The 16045-nt window shown below is 63.2% G+C and carries 15 protein-coding genes and 4 tRNA genes; 15 read left to right on the top strand and 4 right to left on the bottom strand.

Annotated features, from left to right (window positions below; genetic code table 11):
* Window positions 1-30 precede the first annotated feature (30 nt).
* Window positions 31-1335 carry a sugar MFS transporter gene (locus tag FBX97_RS20390; protein WP_141835887.1) on the bottom strand — a complete coding sequence of 435 codons (1305 nt, stop codon included), beginning with the start codon at window positions 1333-1335 and terminating at the stop codon, window positions 31-33.
* 306 nt (window positions 1336-1641) lie between these two features.
* Between FBX97_RS20390 and FBX97_RS20385 the strand changes: the two genes are divergently transcribed.
* The gene (locus FBX97_RS20385; protein WP_141835883.1) at window positions 1642-3189 is read left to right on the top strand and encodes a right-handed parallel beta-helix repeat-containing protein; all 1548 of its coding nucleotides are present in this window, start codon (window positions 1642-1644) and stop codon (window positions 3187-3189) included.
* 12 nt (window positions 3190-3201) lie between these two features.
* Here FBX97_RS20385 and ttcA read toward each other — a convergent pair whose 3' ends face one another.
* From ttcA to FBX97_RS20370, 3 genes are read right to left on the bottom strand one after another with little or no spacing between them, the layout of a single operon-like run.
* Window positions 3202-4131, bottom strand: a complete 930-nt coding sequence (gene ttcA / locus FBX97_RS20380; RefSeq protein ID WP_141835881.1) for a tRNA 2-thiocytidine(32) synthetase TtcA — start codon at window positions 4129-4131, stop codon at window positions 3202-3204.
* Window positions 4128-4526 carry a dihydroneopterin aldolase gene (locus FBX97_RS20375; protein WP_141835878.1) on the bottom strand — a complete coding sequence of 133 codons (399 nt, stop codon included), beginning with the start codon at window positions 4524-4526 and terminating at the stop codon, window positions 4128-4130. The genes ttcA and FBX97_RS20375 overlap by 4 nt, the downstream gene beginning before the upstream one ends.
* Window positions 4527-4537: 11 nt before the next feature.
* On the bottom strand, window positions 4538-5308 hold the full coding sequence (locus FBX97_RS20370; protein ID WP_141837076.1) for an SDR family oxidoreductase: 771 nt from the start codon (window positions 5306-5308) through the stop codon (window positions 4538-4540).
* A 72-nt stretch (window positions 5309-5380) separates the two neighbouring features.
* On the opposite strand from FBX97_RS20370, the gene FBX97_RS20365 reads away from it, so the two are divergent.
* The 14 genes from FBX97_RS20365 to rplJ all read left to right on the top strand — a co-directional run bounded on the left by FBX97_RS20365 (window position 5381) and on the right by rplJ (window position 16025).
* Window positions 5381-6529 carry a class I SAM-dependent methyltransferase gene (locus tag FBX97_RS20365; RefSeq protein ID WP_141835875.1) on the top strand — a complete coding sequence of 383 codons (1149 nt, stop codon included), beginning with the start codon at window positions 5381-5383 and terminating at the stop codon, window positions 6527-6529.
* A gap of 73 nt (window positions 6530-6602) precedes the next feature.
* Window positions 6603-7580 carry a J domain-containing protein gene (locus FBX97_RS20360; protein ID WP_141835872.1) on the top strand — a complete coding sequence of 326 codons (978 nt, stop codon included), beginning with the start codon at window positions 6603-6605 and terminating at the stop codon, window positions 7578-7580.
* Between the two features lie 170 nt (window positions 7581-7750).
* Window positions 7751-9394: a tetratricopeptide repeat-containing response regulator gene (locus tag FBX97_RS20355; protein ID WP_141835869.1), complete on the top strand. Its 1644-nt coding sequence runs from the start codon at window positions 7751-7753 to the stop codon at window positions 9392-9394.
* Window positions 9395-9400: 6 nt separating this feature from the next.
* Window positions 9401-10945 (top strand): HDOD domain-containing protein, encoded by a 1545-nt coding sequence (locus FBX97_RS20350; protein ID WP_141835866.1) that lies wholly within the window; start codon window positions 9401-9403, stop codon window positions 10943-10945.
* Between the two features lie 182 nt (window positions 10946-11127).
* A tRNA-Tyr gene (locus tag FBX97_RS20345) sits at window positions 11128-11212 on the top strand.
* 56 nt (window positions 11213-11268) lie between these two features.
* A tRNA-Gly gene (locus tag FBX97_RS20340) sits at window positions 11269-11342 on the top strand.
* Window positions 11343-11353: 11 nt separating this feature from the next.
* Window positions 11354-11428: transfer RNA gene (locus tag FBX97_RS20335), tRNA-Thr, on the top strand.
* 75 nt (window positions 11429-11503) lie between these two features.
* The gene (gene tuf / locus FBX97_RS20330; RefSeq protein ID WP_141835865.1) at window positions 11504-12694 is read left to right on the top strand and encodes an elongation factor Tu; all 1191 of its coding nucleotides are present in this window, start codon (window positions 11504-11506) and stop codon (window positions 12692-12694) included.
* A 187-nt stretch (window positions 12695-12881) separates the two neighbouring features.
* Window positions 12882-12957 (top strand) — tRNA-Trp (locus FBX97_RS20325).
* A 37-nt stretch (window positions 12958-12994) separates the two neighbouring features.
* Window positions 12995-13384 (top strand): preprotein translocase subunit SecE, encoded by a 390-nt coding sequence (gene secE, locus FBX97_RS20320; protein WP_141835864.1) that lies wholly within the window; start codon window positions 12995-12997, stop codon window positions 13382-13384.
* A complete protein-coding gene (gene nusG, locus FBX97_RS20315) occupies window positions 13384-13995 on the top strand; it encodes a transcription termination/antitermination protein NusG (protein ID WP_141835863.1) in 612 nt (203 codons plus the stop codon). Before secE ends, nusG begins: the two co-directional genes overlap by 1 nt.
* A gap of 111 nt (window positions 13996-14106) precedes the next feature.
* Window positions 14107-14538 carry a 50S ribosomal protein L11 gene (gene rplK, locus FBX97_RS20310; RefSeq protein ID WP_141835861.1) on the top strand — a complete coding sequence of 144 codons (432 nt, stop codon included), beginning with the start codon at window positions 14107-14109 and terminating at the stop codon, window positions 14536-14538.
* A complete protein-coding gene (rplA, locus tag FBX97_RS20305) occupies window positions 14539-15234 on the top strand; it encodes a 50S ribosomal protein L1 (RefSeq protein ID WP_141835860.1) in 696 nt (231 codons plus the stop codon).
* A 263-nt stretch (window positions 15235-15497) separates the two neighbouring features.
* Entirely contained in the window at window positions 15498-16025 is a 528-nt protein-coding gene (gene rplJ / locus FBX97_RS20300; protein ID WP_141835859.1) for a 50S ribosomal protein L10, read from the top strand.
* The last annotated feature ends 20 nt before the right edge of the window (window positions 16026-16045 follow it).

Below are 16045 nucleotides of genomic sequence, written 5' to 3'. Positions count from 1 at the left end.
GTTGAAGACGGCCATGAAGGCCGCGCGCCGTCAGCAGCGCTGCAGCGGACGGCGCGCGTACCAGCCGAAGACCAGGATCAGCAGGTAGCACACGGCGGGCACGGCCAGCGCCATGCGCAGGCTCGACATGTCGGCTGCATACCCGGTCAGCAGCGGCACGATGGCGCCGCCGACGATGGCCATGCAGATCAGGCCCGAGCCTTCGGCTGCGCGTTCGCCCAGGCCTTCCGACGCCAGCGTGAAGATGGTCGGGAACATGATGGAGTTGACCAGGCCGATGGCCAGCAGTGACCAGCCGGCCAGCGCGCCGGTATTGGTGGCGGACACCAGCAGCAGTCCGGCGGCGATGGCGCCGGCCGAGGCCAGCACCTTGCCCGGCGAGCAGATGCGCAGGACATAGGCGCCGAGAAAACGGCCGACCATGGCGCCGCCCCAGTACAGCGACACGTGCTTGCCGGCGGCTTCGTCGCCCAGGCCCAGCACGTCGGCCTGCATCAGGTAATTCACGATCAGCGAGCCGACCGCGACTTCCGCGCCCACGTACAGGAAGATGCACAGGGTACCGAAGGCGAAGCGCGGCTGCCTGAGCAGGCCGAAGGCCTTCAGGATGCTGCCTTCCGGGCTGGCATGCTCGACCAGCTTGTTGCGGTTCATCCAGACCAGCGCCGCGACCACTGCCAGCGCGATGGCCAGTCCGAGGTAGGTGTGCACCACCACCTGGCTTTCGGCGGCGCGGTAGGCGCCCAGGGCGGCGCCGCTCAGCGTCGCCTGGTCGACCTTGGCCAGCGAACCCAGGATCACCATCGCGCCGACATACGGAAACACCGTGGTGCCGAGCGAATTGAAGGCCTGCGCGAAGGTCAGGCGGCTGGATGCCGTATCGGATGCGCCCAGCATCGAGATCAGCGGATTGGCCACCACCTGCACGATGGTGATGCCGGCCGCCAGCACGAACAGCGCCGCCAGGAAGGTGACGAACAAGCCGGACGAGGCCGCGGGAATGAACAGCAGGCAGCCGGCGGTCATGGTCAGCAGGCCGACGACGGCGGTGCGCATGTAGCCGAAGCGGCGCACGATGGCGGCGGCCGGCAGGGAAACGACGAAATAGGCGGCGAAGAAGGCCGATTGCACCAGCATCGCCTGGGCATAGCTCAGGGTGAACAGGTCTTTCAGCTTGGGGATGATGACGTCGTTCAGGCTGGTGATGCCGCCGAAGATGAAGAACAGGGCGAATACGAAGACGCGCAGGCTGGCAACGTTGGCATTGGCGTTGACGGGGGCGGGCGCGGAGGTGCTGCGGGTCTGGGCAGCGCCGGCAGGATGGCCGATTTGCATGGGGGAAGTCCGGTAGTGGTGCAATGGGTCTGCCCGGCCAGTCCTACTGCCGAGCTAGTAGGAATAGTACATCGATTTAACAAAGTGGTGGCGTCCACGCACGGCGGAACGTTTCAGTAAATACGCTGAAAACCCTGCTCGTGTTAGTGAAACTACAGCCATTCTGCTTATCGGCATGGTCGAGAAACCCGACAGGAGCGAGCTCGACGCTTGCTTGATGCCCGATAAGGAACCCATCCTGCATACGCTCTAGTCTGGTATTGCCGGGCGACTGGCCCTTTTACCGACTCCAAATGGGTGAACAACATGGCGACCTATTACATCGATCCCTCCGTCCCCGGTCCGGGCAACGGCACGCTGGCCAGCCCTTTCAGGTCATGGACGGGCGTCACCTGGGCGCCCGGCAATACCTACCTGCAAAAGCGCGGCACCACCTATGCCGGCGTGTTCCGGCTGGCGGCGAGCGGGACCGCCACCCAGCGCATCACGGTCGGGGCGTATTACGGTGCCGACGGCAGCGACGACCCATCGCGGCCAAAACCGGTCATCCTGCTGCCGGGCGCGCCCACCACGCCGGCAAACGGCGCTTCGATCGCGGTGTACCGCCAGGAGCGCGACTTCATCACTTACCGCAACCTCGACATCCGCAATACCGCATTGCCGGAAGCGAGCGACGTCGCGATCATCTGGCTCGGCAACGACTGCATCTTCGAGAACAGCAACGTCACCTCGAATTGCGCCGGCATCTACATGTTCGAAAAAAGCCGGGTGACGGTATCCGGCTGCGTGCTCGACGTCGTCAACAACAGCGCCGCCTATGCGAATCACGGCATCCTGGTGGCCGGCAACGTCGCGATCGACAGTATCCGGATCGCCGGCAATACGATCTATCACCGCGGCGGCGGCACCAGCACTTCCCATGGCATCCGCTGCGAAACCTATGCGGCCACGCTGTTCCTCACGCGTCTCGTCATCAGCGGCAACCGCGTGTCGCCGCCGCCCGGCACCGCTTACAGCCGCAACCGCGGGGCGAACGGCATCTACCTGGTGCGCGGTGCGAGCGCTACGCTGGAGCGGAATACCGTGACCGGCATGCTGACGGGGATTTTCATCAATAACGGGGATAGCAATTACGTCGGCTACAACAACTGCAGCAACAACATGAATTTCGGCATTCACATCAACGGCGTGGCCAGGGCCTTCCTTATCGAAGGCAATACCTGCAATGCGAATGGCGGCACCCTCAGCCCGAACTATTACGGCCGCGGCATCGAACTGTCGTCGGTGGCTGGGCAGGATGCCGTATCCGGCCATACGATACGCTTGAACGTCTGCCGTTTTAATATCAACTACGGCGGTCCGCTCGACAATGGCACGGAAGGCGTCGGCATCGGCCTGGATGACGGCACCAGCAAGTGCACGGTCTACGGCAACCTGCTGTCGAATAACGAAGGCAACGGCATCCAGTTGTACGGCGGCGGCGACCGCACCAAGTACACCGATACCGGCGGCCATACGATCATGTCGAACCTGATGGATTCGAACTGCACCTATTCCGTGCTGAACCGGCGCAGCGGCGGCACCACGCCGAGCCGCTTCCAATATCACATCCAGCTGGCCTATACCTACGGCAGCCGCACGCTGATCTCGAACAACACCTTCATGGGATCGACGCGCGGCGGAATTTATGTGGACAGCACGTCGTCGAACGTGGTCGCGATGAACAACCTCTATCTGGGGGTGCCGTTTCCGCTGAATGCGGCGGGCGAAGGGAAGGGCAGGCCGGCGCACGCCGAGGGCTTGCCCGCGCCGGCACCGGTGCCGGCGCCCGACATCCTGATGCCGGGCACCTAGGCTGCGCAGCGCTCAGGAATCGATGCGCTGCAGCGAGATGGTCGAGCTCGAGGCCGCCGGCGTCGAGCACGGCTCCTCGTCGAAGGCGATGTCGCCGTCCGGATTGGCCACGCCGTCGGTCTTCAGGTCGACGAAGCCGAAGGCGTTACGATCCATCAGGTGCGACGGCACCACGGTCGACAGCGACGAGAAGATGTTTTCCACGCGGCCCGGGTGTTTCTTTTCCCAGTCGCGCAGCATCGCCTTGATCTGCTTGCGCTGCAGGTTTTCCTGGGAACCGCACAAATCGCACGGAATGATCGGGAAACCTTTTACTTCCGCATAGCGCTCGGTATCGGCTTCCTTCACGTAGGCCAGCGGGCGGATCACCATGTGCTTGCCGTCGTCGGACACCAGCTTGGCCGGCATGCCCTTGATCTTCGCGCCGAAGAACATGTTCAGGAAGAAGGTTTCGAGGATGTCGTCGCGGTGGTGGCCGAGGGCGATCTTGTTGCAGCCGAGTTCGTCCGCGACGCGGTACAGGATGCCGCGCCGCAGCCTGGAACAGAGCGAGCAGGTGGTCTTGCCTTCCGGGATCAGGCGCTTGACGATGCTGTAGGTGTCCTGGTTCTCGATGTGGTACGGAACGCCCAGCTTGTCCAGGTAGGCCGGCAGCACGTCGGCCGGGAAGTTCGGCTGTTTCTGGTCGAGGTTGACGGCGACCAGCTCGAACTTGATCGGCGCGCGCTCGCGCAGCGTCATCAGGATGTCGAGCAGGGCGTAGCTGTCCTTGCCGCCGGACAGGCAGACCATGATCTTGTCGCCATCCTCGATCATGTTGAAATCGCCGATGGCCTGGCCGACCAGGCGGCACAGGCGCTTGTGCAGCTTGTTGTTTTCGTACGCCTGCTTCTCGGCCTGCTTGTCCGCAGCCGGCACGGCCTGCTCAATCACTTCACTCATGCTTGATCCTTGATCTGGAATACTTCGACACCGACGCCTTCGCAGTCGGGATACACGTCCGGCTTCATGGTCGACACCTGCACCGCACGCACGCGCGGATGCGCCAGCATCGCCTTGACCACGTCGTCGCACAGGGTTTCCTGCAGCTGCACGTGGCCCTGCGCCATGCGGCGGGCGATGGTCTCGCGCATGAAGTCGTAGTCGACCACTTCCTCGAGCTGGTCGTCCTTCGGCGTCGATTGCGCGAGTGGAATGTACAGGTCAACATTGATCAGGACGCGTTGCTCGCCCTTTTTCTCGAAGTCATGCACCCCGATGTTGATCATGACTTCGTAATTGCGCAGGAACAGCCGGCGGCAATCGCGCAGCTGCGGGTGGGACAGGGCGGACAACATAGGACTTACCTTTATTTAGTTAAAAACATCACGTCGCGCTGCAGCGGCACCAGGTGCTGGCCGCCGTCGACCAGCAGGGTGGTGCCGGTCAGGGCCGCCGCCCGGGCTGCGTAGCACACGGCGTCGACGATGTCTTGCGGCGTCGACGAGCGTCCCAGCGGCGTCACCGTGTGGGCGCGCTCGAAACCGTCCTCGCTCTGGTCGCCGGACACCATGGTGATGCCGGGGGCGACGCCGACCACGCGCAGCTTCGGCGCCAGCGCCTGCGCCAGCATCGTGGTGGCGGTGTGCAGTGCCGCCTTGGACAGCGTGTACGACAAAAAATCCGGGTTGAGATTGTACAGTTTCTGGTCCAGCAGGTTGACGACCACGGCCTGCTCGCCATCGGCGACGTGCGCATGCAGGGCCTGCGCCAGCAGCAGCGGGGCAGCCACATTGCACTGCATGTGGGTCGTCAGCAGCGCCGGTGAAAAATCGTCGGGCTTGTCGTATTCGAACAACGAGGCGTTGTTCACGATGCAATCCAGGCGGCCCAGCAGGTGGACCGCCTGGCCGGGCAGGGCCCGTACCGCGGCTTCATTGGCCAGGTCGGCATGCAGGGCGACGGCGCGGCGGCCGAGGGCCTGGATCGCCGCCACCACTTCCTGCGCCTCGGCTTCCGACTGGCGGTAGTGGACCGCGACGTCCCAGCCGGCCTGTGCCATGCCGAGCGCGATCGCGCGTCCGATGCGGCGGCCGGCGCCGGTGACCAGCGCGACCGGCGCGCGTTCCTGTCCTTGCATACTCATCTTGTCGATGCGGCGCCGGAGGACGCCGCGTTGTTGATCCGTGGTGATGTTGGCTACAATGGCCGGATGTCCCTACCCGCACCGAATAGCGACGCGCTGGCCGCGTCCCAAGCCCTGCAGCAAGCCATCGCTGCCGAGATCGCCGAACAAGGCGGCGCCATTCCCTTTGCGCGCTTCATGGAGCTGGCGCTGTATGCGCCGCGGCTCGGCTATTACAGCGGCGGCGCGGCCAAGCTCGGCGAGGACGGCGACTTCACCACCGCCCCCGAGATCAGCCCCCTGTACGGCGCCACGCTGGCGCGCGCGGCCGCCGCTATTATGGCGCAAAGTGGCCCCAACATCATCGAATTCGGCGCCGGCACCGGCAAACTGGCGCGCGACGTGCTGAACGCGCTGGCTGACATGGGCGTGCAGGTCGACAGCTACACGATCGTCGAGCTGTCCGGCGAATTGCAGGCGCGCCAGCAGGAAGCGCTCAAGGAATTTCCGCAGGTGCGCTGGCTCAGCGGCTTTCCGGATGCCTTCCGCGGCGTGGTGCTGGGCAACGAAGTGCTGGACGCGATGCCGGTCGAGCTGGTGGTCAAGGAGGGCAGCGCGTGGCGGCGCCAGATGGTCGGCATCCGCGAGGGTGCCTTCACGCTGCTGCCGGCCGAGGCCGACGCGGCACTGCTGCAACAGATCGAGCGCCAGATTCCGGACGCCGCTACCCTGCAGGACGGTTACCTGACCGAGATCCACCCGGTCGCCTGCGGCTTCATGCGCTCGCTGGCCACCATGTTCGAAGGTGGCAAGGGCGCCGCGATCCTGGTCGACTACGGCTTCCCGGCCCACGAATACTATTTCGACGAGCGCACCGGCGGCACCCTGATGTGTCATTACCGCCACCATGCCCATCCCGACCCCTTTTATTTGCCGGGCCTGCAGGACATCACCGCCCACGTCGATTTCACGGCGATGGCGCTGGCCGCCCAGGATGCCGGACTCGAGGTGCTGGGCTACATGAGTCAGGCCAGCTTCCTGCTGGCCGCCGGCATCGGCGAACTGCTGATGCGGACCGACCCCGAGGATGCGCTGCGCTACCTGCCGCAATCGAAGGCGGTGCAAAAGCTGGTGTCGCCGGCCGAGATGGGGGAATTGTTCAAGGTGCTGGTGGTCGGAAAGGATGTCGAACTCGATCCGGCGATCGTGCGCGCCGACCGTTCGCACCGCCTGTGATATCTTGCGTTTTGGACACAAACACGGCTATGCTGTACTGCGCGCCTCCCTGAGCTAAACCCGACCTCGAGCCATGGCCAAGATCCATACCCATTATGACAACCTGAAGGTGTCGCGCCACGCACCGCAGGAAGTCATTCGCGCGGCCTACAAGGCGTTGAGCCAGAAATACCATCCCGACAAGAACCAGGGCGACGAGCGCGCTGCCCGCATCATGGCGATCGTGAATACCGCCTACAACATCCTGTCCGATCCCGTGCGCCGCAAGGAGCACGACGACTGGATCGCGGCGGAAGAGTGGGAAGTCGAGTGGCTGGAAAGCACCCATGGCGACGAGGGCCGCGACAAGCCGCGCGGCGACGCCCACTGGGAACCGCGTCAGGTCGAGGCGCCGGCACGCTGGCAGGTGCTGCGCGATCCGCGCTGGTGGGGCGCGATGCTGCTGTTCTTCGCCGGCGGCGCCGGCCTGACCTTCCTGCTGTCCGATCCGCCGCGCGCGCTGCCGGCGGCACTGGCCTGGGCCGGCAAGCCGCCGGCTGCATCGGCCTCATCGGCTGCCGCGGTGGCCGCCGTCTCCGCTTCGGGCGCGGTGCCGGCGTCGTCAGCCGATGCGCCCGCCGACACCGGCAGCGACGGCTGGGCCCGCCCGGCCGGCCAGTCCGATGCCCCGGCCGACGTCAAGGCGCTCGCCGTGACCCAGCTGGTGGTACCGGCGCGCGCCCCGGATTGCGATACCGACCTGCAGAGCCAGGTGTCGCCGAACGGCGAGCCGTGGCCGTCCCAGTCCGGCTACATCGACGGCTACCCGCTCGGCAACCAGGGCGAGGAAATGCAGGTGCTGGTCGATAACAGCAACAATCCATCGCCGGTGCTGGTCAAGCTGTACGACCTCGACCGCCGCTCTAACGTGCGTCATGCCTACGTGCTCGGCCGTACCAAATTCCTGATCGACAAGCTGGCCGCCGGCAAGTACGAAGTGCGCTACCAGAACATCCTGGTCGGCGCGCCGCGCGCCGAATGCACCGGTGCGCGCCGCCCGGCGCTGGCCTGAATCCCCGTTTGTCCCATTTCTGCCGCAAAGTGTGGTTTTAAGAGAATTTCCTCTCGTCAACCCCTTGCCGATTCAAGTAATTTGATTCCTGGACGTAATATACTGGTCCAGCAGCGGGCCCATGCAGCCTGCCAGGCCCGACGCAGGCAAATACGGAAACGACCGGAACCATGAATGAACTTGACGGCCTCAGCGCGCTGATCATCGAGCCGCATGCCGGAATGCGTGCGACCATCCACAACATGCTCACCCTGTGCGGCTTGAGCAAGGTCGACCACGTGGGCAGTTCCAACCAGGCGATCAAGCACCTCGGCAGCAAGCCCTACGACCTGATCCTGTGCGAATACGCGCTCGAGGGCGGCCAGGATGGCCAGCAACTGCTGGAAGACATCCGCCACCACAAGCTGATGCCGCTGGCGACCATGTTCTTCATGGTCACCGCCGAGGGCGACTACGGCAAGGTCGTCAGCGCCGCCGAGCTCGGTCCTACCGACTACATCCTGAAACCCTTCACCGCCGACCGCCTGCTGGAGCGCATCGCGCGCGCCCTCGACAAGCGCAACGTGTTCCTGCCGGTGTACCGCCTGATGGAGGCCGGCAGCCAGCGCGAAGCGATCGACGCCTGCCTCGCCGGCGAAGCCCGGCACCCGCGCTACCTGGTCGACTTCATGCGCCTGCGCGCCGAGCTGCACATGTTCCTGGGCGAACCGGAGCAGGCCGAACCGCTCTACCGCAAGCTGATCGAGACCAAGGCGATCGCCTGGGCGCGGCTGGGCCTGGCCAAGACGCTGTTCCTGCGCGAACGCTATGGCGAAGCCCAGGACATCCTGGAACACCTGGTCGACAGCAACAAGAACTTCGTCGACGCCTACGACTGGCTGGCGCGCACCCATGAGGCGGTCGGCGCGCTCGACAAGGCGCAGGAGGTGCTCACCGACGCGGTGGGCGTGTCGCCGCACGCGGTGCGGCGCCTGCGCAAGCTGGGCGAAACCGCGCTCGAAGCTGGTGACCACGACACCGCCGAAAAGATCCTGAAGCAGGTCGTGAGCAAGGCCAAGTATTCCGAATTCCGCGATCCGCAAGACCACGTCCTGTTGGTGCAGACCCTGGTGCGCAAGGGCGATCCGGTGCAGGCCGCCGCGGTGATCCGCGACCTCGACAAGTCGATGGCCTTCCAGAAGCACACCACCGTCTGCAGCGCGATCGCCTCCAGCATGGTGCACGAGTACACCGGCAACGAAGCGCGCCTGAACGAAGCCCTGGCCAGCGCCCTGGCCGGCAGCCGCGATGCCCCCGAGCTGCGTCCGGAACTCAAGCTCGAACTGGCCCGGGTCGCGATCGAGAACCGGATGGAGGAGGGCGCCGCCGAAGTGGTGCGCGAAGTCATGCGCAACGCCCGCAACGGTGCCGGGGTCGCGCGCGCGATGGCCGTGTTCGAGCAGGCCGGCCAGGCCGAGCTGGCCCAGAAGCTGGCGCAGGAAAGCCGCCAGCAGGTGGTCGACCTGGTCGCCGGCGGTGCCGCGCGTGCGCGCGAAGGCGATTTCAAGGGTGCCGTGGTGCTGATGCAGGAAGCCGTGGGCAAGCTGCCCGACAATCCGCAGGTCGTGTTCAACGCTGCGCTGGCCGTACTGAAATACCTGGACAACGGCGGCTGGGACGAGCGCCTTGGCCAGCAGGCGCTCGGCTACATCGCCGGCGTGCGCCGCCTCGACCCGGTCAACCCGAAACTGCCGGCACTGGCCGGGCTGCACCAGCAGATCCTCAAGAAGTACGGCAAGGGTTCGCCGGTCCCGCAACCGAAGAAAGCCGGGTAACGCCTCATGGCCAATGCAGCTACTGTCGACGATGCATCGGAACGGCGCCGGGTGCGCGCCGCGCTGCTGAACAAGGTCTGCGGCGACGAAGACATGTTCGCCCTCGGCAGCTCGGTCGCACGGGTGGTGCAGATGGCGTCCTCGGACGACCAGGGCACCCACGACCTTGCCTATTACGTGCTGTCCGACGTCGCCCTGACCCAGCGCATCCTGCGCCTGGCCAACACGGTCAAGTACCGCACCGCGTCCGGCACCTCGGTGACCACGATCTCGCGTGCGATTGCGCTGCTCGGTTTCGACAACGTCAAGACCACCGCGCTGGCGATGCTGCTGGTCGACGCGCTCGGCAGCAGCGAGCACGTGTACAGCGTGCGGGTCGAACTGGAAGCCTCGCTGTGCGCCAGCCTGGTCGGGCGCGAGATGGCGCGCCACAGCTTTTACCAGGGCGCCGAGGAAGCGTCGATCGGCGCCCTGTTCAAGAACCTGGGGCCGCTGCTGGTGGCCTCGCATGCGCACGAGCGCTACCGCGAGATCAATGCGCTGACCGCCGGCGCCAGGCACACGCCGGTCCAGGCGGCCCAGATGATCCTCGGCTGCAGCTACGACGCGCTGTCCGAAGCGGTGCTGGGCGAGTGGCAGATCCCGGATGTGATCCTGCGGGCCCAGCGCGCGCTGCCCGACGGCGTGCTGAAGACCGCGCTGAACCGCGGCGAATGGATGCGCCAGGTGGCCTCGTTCAGCCTCGACGTGGCGCGCCTGCTGGCCCATGGCGCCGATCCGGCCGGCAGTGCCCAGGCGCAGGCCCTGCTGGCGCGTTACGGCAATGCCCTCAACCTCGATGCGCGCCAGCTCGACGAATTGTTCGGCAATGTCGCCCGCGAAATGAGCGCGCTGCTGCAGAGCATGAACCTGGAGCCGCTGCCGCGTCCGCAGGAAGACAAGGAAGGCGAGAGCGGCGGCCTGCCCAACGTGCTGCTGCTGGCCACCCTCGGCAACGGGGAAGAGCAGGGCAGCCACCCGAGCGGCAAGCCGAAGAATGCGCGCGAGCTGCTGCTGGCCGGGGTGCAGGACGTGACCCAACTGCGCGCCTCGGGGCAGGGCAAGGTCAACGACGTGGTGCGCGCCGTGCTCGAAACCCTGTACACGGCGCTGGGGTTCCGCTTCGCCACCGTGGTGCTGCGCGATCCCAGGGCCGGCCAGTTCCGTGCGCGCGTCTCGTTCGGCGCGGCGCCGGCCGGGCAGCAGGCCGGCTTTGCCTTTTCCACCGTCTCCAGCCGCGATCTCTTCCACCTGGCGATGGAGAACGACGCCGACCTGATGATCGCGGACGCATCCAGCCCCAAGATCCGCGACCTGCTGCCGGCCTGGCACAAGACCCTGCTGCCGGACGCCCGCAGCTTCATCGTATTGCCGCTAGTGCTGGGCAAGGCGCAGCTGGGACTGTTCTATGCGGACCGCGCGGTGCCGGCGCCGGAAGGCGTGCCCCCGGACGAGACTGCCCTGATCAAGGCGCTCAAGGGGCAGGTGCTGGCGGCGCTGTCGGGAAGCTGAGCGGCGCTTTTCTTCTAAGGTTATTCAACTTTCTTGCAGTTCCTGAAAAAACACCCTTGCAGAACTGCAGTCGGGTCGCTACAATCACGCCCCGAAGCAACAGCAACTATGTGAGCTGAATCAGAAGAAGTAGATTTAGTTGACAATAGATTGTTCGTTCTTCATACTCTGCGGTTCTTCGCGGTGGGGTGGCCGAGTGGTTAAAGGCAGCAGACTGTAAATCTGCCCTCTCTGAGTACGCTGGTTCGAATCCAGCCCCCACCACCAAATTGAAGAAGTCGTGAAGTTGAATCGAATAGAAGTGAGTTGAAGAAGTACCTCGTGCGGGTGTAGCTCAATGGTAGAGCTGAAGCCTTCCAAGCTTATGACGAGGGTTCGATTCCCTTCACCCGCTCCAGTTTCAAATAAGCCCTTGTAGCTCAGTGGTAGAGCACTCCCTTGGTAAGGGAGAGGCCACGTGTTCAATCCACGTCAAGGGCACCAGAATTCAAAGCGGCAGTCGTAGTACTCGCCCGTCAGGCGTGCCTGGTAATTTCAAACATCGTTAGGAGTCAAGAAATGGCAAAAGGTAAATTCGAACGGACCAAGCCGCACGTCAACGTCGGCACCATCGGTCACGTTGACCACGGCAAAACCACCCTGACGGCTGCAATCGCAACCGTTCTGTCGAAGAAATTCGGCGGCGAAGCCAAGGCCTACGACCAGATCGACGCGGCTCCGGAAGAAAAAGCACGCGGCATCACCATCAACACCGCGCACGTCGAGTACGAAACCGCGAACCGTCACTACGCGCACGTCGACTGCCCGGGCCACGCCGACTACATCAAGAACATGATCACCGGTGCTGCCCAGATGGACGGCGCGATCCTGGTGTGCTCGGCCGCTGACGGCCCGATGCCGCAGACCCGCGAGCACATCCTGCTGGCGCGTCAGGTTGGCGTTCCGTACATCATCGTGTTCCTGAACAAGTGCGACCTGGTCGACGACGCAGAACTGCTGGAACTGGTCGAAATGGAAGTCCGCGAACTGCTGTCGAAGTACGAGTTCCCTGGCGACGACCTGCCGATCATCAAAGGTTCGGCACGTATGGCGCTGGAAGGCCAGCCGGGCGAAATGGGCGAAGCGTGCATCGAGCGCCTGGCCGAAGCCCTGGACAGCTACATCCCGACCCCGGAACGTGCCGTTGACGGCGCCTTCCTGATGCCGGTGGAAGACGTGTTCTCGATCTCGGGCCGCGGTACCGTGGTGACCGGTCGTGTCGAGCGCGGCATCATCAAGGTCGGCGAAGAGATCGAAATCGTCGGTATCATCGACACCGTGAAGACCACCTGCACCGGCGTGGAAATGTTCCGCAAGCTGCTGGACCAGGGTCAAGCTGGCGACAACGTCGGCCTGCTGCTGCGCGGCACCAAGCGTGAAGACGTCCAGCGTGGCCAGGTTCTGGCCAAGCCGGGCTCGATCAAGCCGCACAACCACTTCACCGGCGAGATCTACGTTCTGTCGAAAGACGAAGGCGGCCGTCACACCCCGTTCTTCAACAACTACCGTCCGCAGTTCTACTTCCGTACGACTGACGTGACCGGTTCGATCGAACTGCCGGCAGACAAGGAAATGGTCATGCCAGGCGACAACGTGTCGATCACCGTCAAGCTGATCGCTCCGATCGCGATGGAAGAAGGTCTGCGCTTCGCAATCCGCGAAGGCGGCCGTACCGTCGGTGCCGGCGTGGTTGCCAAGATCCTGGCCTAATCAGCCAGAAGCAAGTAGAAGTAGTTGGCCTGCCCTGCAAGGGCAGGCCGCTCGGCAGGCACGGGACCTTGTCCCGTGAATTCCCTGCCTTGCCGTCGGGCGGAACGTTCCTGTTCCGCCCAACAACAGAACATTGTGCGATGCCTACACATCGCGTATAATGTTCGATTCAACGAGCAGTTTATGTAGGGGAGTAGCTCAATTGGCAGAGCGTCGGTCTCCAAAACCGAAGGTCGCGGGTTCGATTCCCTCCTCCCCTGCCACCGAATTCGGTGCCAGGCACCCGAAAGTAAAATAAGTATGTCTAATCAATCCGTGCAAACCGTCAGCACCTCGAATGACAAGTTCAAGGTTGCACTGGCAGTGGTTGCTACGATTGCAGGCGTGGTTGGCTTCTTCATCCTGAAAGGCCAGAACAAACCAGCTCTGATGTGCGCAGGCGCACTCGTGGCTGGTCTTGTCGTTGCCGTCCTGCTGTTGTGGACTTCCGCTACCGGTCGCGATTTCCTGGGCTTCGCCAAAGAGTCCGTACGCGAGACGAAGAAGGTTGTCTGGCCCACCCGCAAGGAAGCAACGCAGATCACCCTGGTGGTGTTCGGCTTTGTCCTCGTGATGGCGATTTTCCTGTGGGGCACGGATAAGATTCTCGAATTCCTGATGTACGACGTTGTTCTGGGGTGGAAACAATAATGAGCGAAAACGTACAAGATGACGTGCCGGGCGATGCTCCGGCAGCAGACGCTGGTGCGCCCCTGAGTGTCCCGGTCAGCACCAAGCGCTGGTACGTCGTGCATGTCTACTCGGGCATGGAAAAGAGCGTGATGCGTGGCCTGACCGAGCGTATCGAGCGCGGCGGCATGCAGGAACAATTCGGCCGCATTCTGGTCCCGACCGAAGAAGTGGTCGAGGTCAAGAATGGCAGCAAGTCGGTCACCGAGCGCCGTTTCTTCCCGGGCTACGTGCTGGTCGAGATGGAAATGACCGACGAGTCGTGGCACCTGGTCAAGAATACGCCGAAAGTCACCGGCTTCATCGGCGGCAAGAGCAACAAGCCGACCCCGATTCCAGCCCGCGAGATCGACAAGATCATGCAGCAGGTGCAGGAAGGCGTCGAAAAGCCGCGTCCGAAAGTGCTGTACGAAGTGGGCGAGCAGGTGCGTATCAAGGAAGGCCCGTTCACCGACTTCAACGGCAACGTCGAAGAAGTCAACTACGAAAAATCGAAGGTGCGTGTCACTGTCACCATCTTCGGCCGCGCAACTCCGGTGGAACTGGAGTTCGGGCAGGTAGAGAAAGTCTAAAGCGCCCAATCGGAGCGTCGCAGCAGCAAGGCGGAATCCGATAAGAGGAGCTCCGCCGGATAAGTGGTATCGGTCGGAGCGCTACCACTCATAATCGACAAGGAGCCTATCATGGCAAAGAAAATCGTCGGTTTTATCAAGCTGCAAGTGGCAGCTGGTAAGGCAAACCCATCCCCTCCGATCGGCCCGGCACTCGGCCAGCGCGGTCTGAACATCATGGAATTCTGCAAGGCGTTCAACGCCCGTACCCAAGGCATGGAGCCGGGTATGCCGATTCCGGTGGTGATCACCGCCTTCGCGGACAAGTCCTTCACCTTCGAGATGAAGACTCCGCCGGCAACCTACCTGATCAAGAAGTACGCTGGCATCACCAAAGGTTCGGCCAAGCCGCACACCGACAAGGTCGGCACGCTGACCCGTGCCCAAGCGGAAGAAATCGCAAAAACCAAGCAGCCGGACCTGACCGCTGCCGACATGGATGCAGCAGTGCGCATCATCGCCGGCTCGGCACGTTCGATGGGCATCACGGTGGAGGGTATCTAAATGGCTAAGCTGTCCAAGCGCGCAAAAGAAATGAAAGCCAAAGTCGACCGTAACAAGGTCTACGCTTTCGACAACGCCGTTGCGATCGTTAAAGAATTCGCTACCGCCAAGTTCAACGAGTCGATCGACGTCGCCGTGCAACTGGGCGTGGATCCGAAGAAGTCGGACCAGGTCGTCCGCGGTTCCGTGGTTCTGCCGGCTGGTACCGGCAAGACCGTCCGCGTCGCCGTGTTCGCCCAGGGCGAAAAAGCCGAGCAGGCACGTGCCGCCGGCGCCGACATCGTCGGTATGGAAGACCTGGCTGACCGCGTGAAGGCCGGCGACATGCCGTTCGACATCGTGATCGCTTCGCCGGACACCATGCGTATCGTCGGTACCCTGGGTCAGATCCTGGGCCCGCGCGGCCTGATGCCGAACCCGAAGGTCGGCACCGTGACCCCGGACGTGGCTGGCGCCGTCAAGAACGCCAAGGCCGGTCAGGTTCAGTACCGTACCGACAAGGCTGGTATCGTGCACGCCACCATCGGCCGCAAGTCGTTCTCGGACGACCAGCTGAAGACCAACCTGGTCGCGCTGATCGACGCCCTGAACAAAGCCAAGCCGGCTTCGTCGAAGGGTATCTACCTGCGCAAGGTTGCTCTGTCGTCGACCATGGGCGCTGGCGTCCGCGTTGACCACGGCACTCTGGCTGCCTAAGCAATAAAGAATTAAGTCCCCGTAGAACACCACGGGGCAGATCTTTGGGCTGGCAGTGAAAGCTGCCAGGCAATCAAAGACCGTTGGGCCGAATGCAGTGGTTGGGCAGGAGGTTAATAGAACACCCAACGCAGATGGCGAACCCGAACAAGTTTTGTAGTCGATGCTGCGAAGTTTCATCCGCTAGTCTCGCTTCTTAACTTCGGACGCCGTGTTCGAACCGATGTGGGGAATTTTCCTTGCATCATTTAAGGAGATTGACCGTGGGTCTTAATCTGAATGACAAAAAGGTCGTCGTCGAAGAAGTTTCCGCAAAAGTAGCAACTGCGCAAACCATCGTCGTGGCCGAATACCGTGGCATCCAGGTTAGTGCTTTGACGAAACTCCGTGCAACCGCTCGTTCGCAAGGCGTGTACCTGCGTGTTCTGAAGAACACGCTGGCCCGTCGTGCGGTCGAAGGTACCCAGTTCGCACCGCTGGCTGATTCGATGGTTGGTCCGCTGATCTACTCGATCTCGGATGACGCCGTTGCAGCAGCCAAAGTGATTTCCGACTTCTCGAAGACCAACGACAAGCTGGTCGTCAAGGGCGGTAACTACGCTGGTAAGAACCTGGATGTGGCCGGCGTCAGCGCGCTGGCAAGCATCCCGAGCCGTGAAGTCCTCATCGCCCAGCTGCTGGGCGTCATGCAGGCTCCGGTTTCCGGCTTTGCACGTGTTCTGGCTGCAGTCGCAGCACAAAAAGGCGAAGGTTCGGCAGCTCCGGCTGAAGAAACCGCAGCAGCTGAATAAGCTGACGTCTTTTTTTTCGA

This window comes from Herbaspirillum sp. SJZ107, assembly GCF_006715485.1.
In the GTDB taxonomy this organism is placed as follows: Bacteria; Pseudomonadota; Gammaproteobacteria; order Burkholderiales; family Burkholderiaceae_D; genus Telluria.
Note: the sequence above shows the minus strand (reverse complement) of the source record. Positions and strands in the feature narration are given on the sequence as shown.

Coding starts and splice junctions, on each gene's coding strand:
- FBX97_RS20390 (WP_141835887.1), bottom strand. CDS start 1,335: ATGCAAATCGGCCATCCTGCCGGCGCTGCCCAGACCCGCAGCACCTCC.
- rplK (WP_141835861.1), top strand. CDS start 14,107: ATGGCAAAGAAAATCGTCGGTTTTATCAAGCTGCAAGTGGCAGCTGGT.
- nusG (WP_141835863.1), top strand. CDS start 13,384: ATGAGCGAAAACGTACAAGATGACGTGCCGGGCGATGCTCCGGCAGCA.
- FBX97_RS20360 (WP_141835872.1), top strand. CDS start 6,603: ATGGCCAAGATCCATACCCATTATGACAACCTGAAGGTGTCGCGCCAC.
- tuf (WP_141835865.1), top strand. CDS start 11,504: ATGGCAAAAGGTAAATTCGAACGGACCAAGCCGCACGTCAACGTCGGC.
- FBX97_RS20355 (WP_141835869.1), top strand. CDS start 7,751: ATGAATGAACTTGACGGCCTCAGCGCGCTGATCATCGAGCCGCATGCC.
- rplA (WP_141835860.1), top strand. CDS start 14,539: ATGGCTAAGCTGTCCAAGCGCGCAAAAGAAATGAAAGCCAAAGTCGAC.
- FBX97_RS20350 (WP_141835866.1), top strand. CDS start 9,401: ATGGCCAATGCAGCTACTGTCGACGATGCATCGGAACGGCGCCGGGTG.
- FBX97_RS20365 (WP_141835875.1), top strand. CDS start 5,381: ATGTCCCTACCCGCACCGAATAGCGACGCGCTGGCCGCGTCCCAAGCC.
- FBX97_RS20370 (WP_141837076.1), bottom strand. CDS start 5,308: ATGCAAGGACAGGAACGCGCGCCGGTCGCGCTGGTCACCGGCGCCGGC.
- ttcA (WP_141835881.1), bottom strand. CDS start 4,131: ATGAGTGAAGTGATTGAGCAGGCCGTGCCGGCTGCGGACAAGCAGGCC.
- secE (WP_141835864.1), top strand. CDS start 12,995: ATGTCTAATCAATCCGTGCAAACCGTCAGCACCTCGAATGACAAGTTC.
- FBX97_RS20375 (WP_141835878.1), bottom strand. CDS start 4,526: ATGTTGTCCGCCCTGTCCCACCCGCAGCTGCGCGATTGCCGCCGGCTG.
- FBX97_RS20385 (WP_141835883.1), top strand. CDS start 1,642: ATGGCGACCTATTACATCGATCCCTCCGTCCCCGGTCCGGGCAACGGC.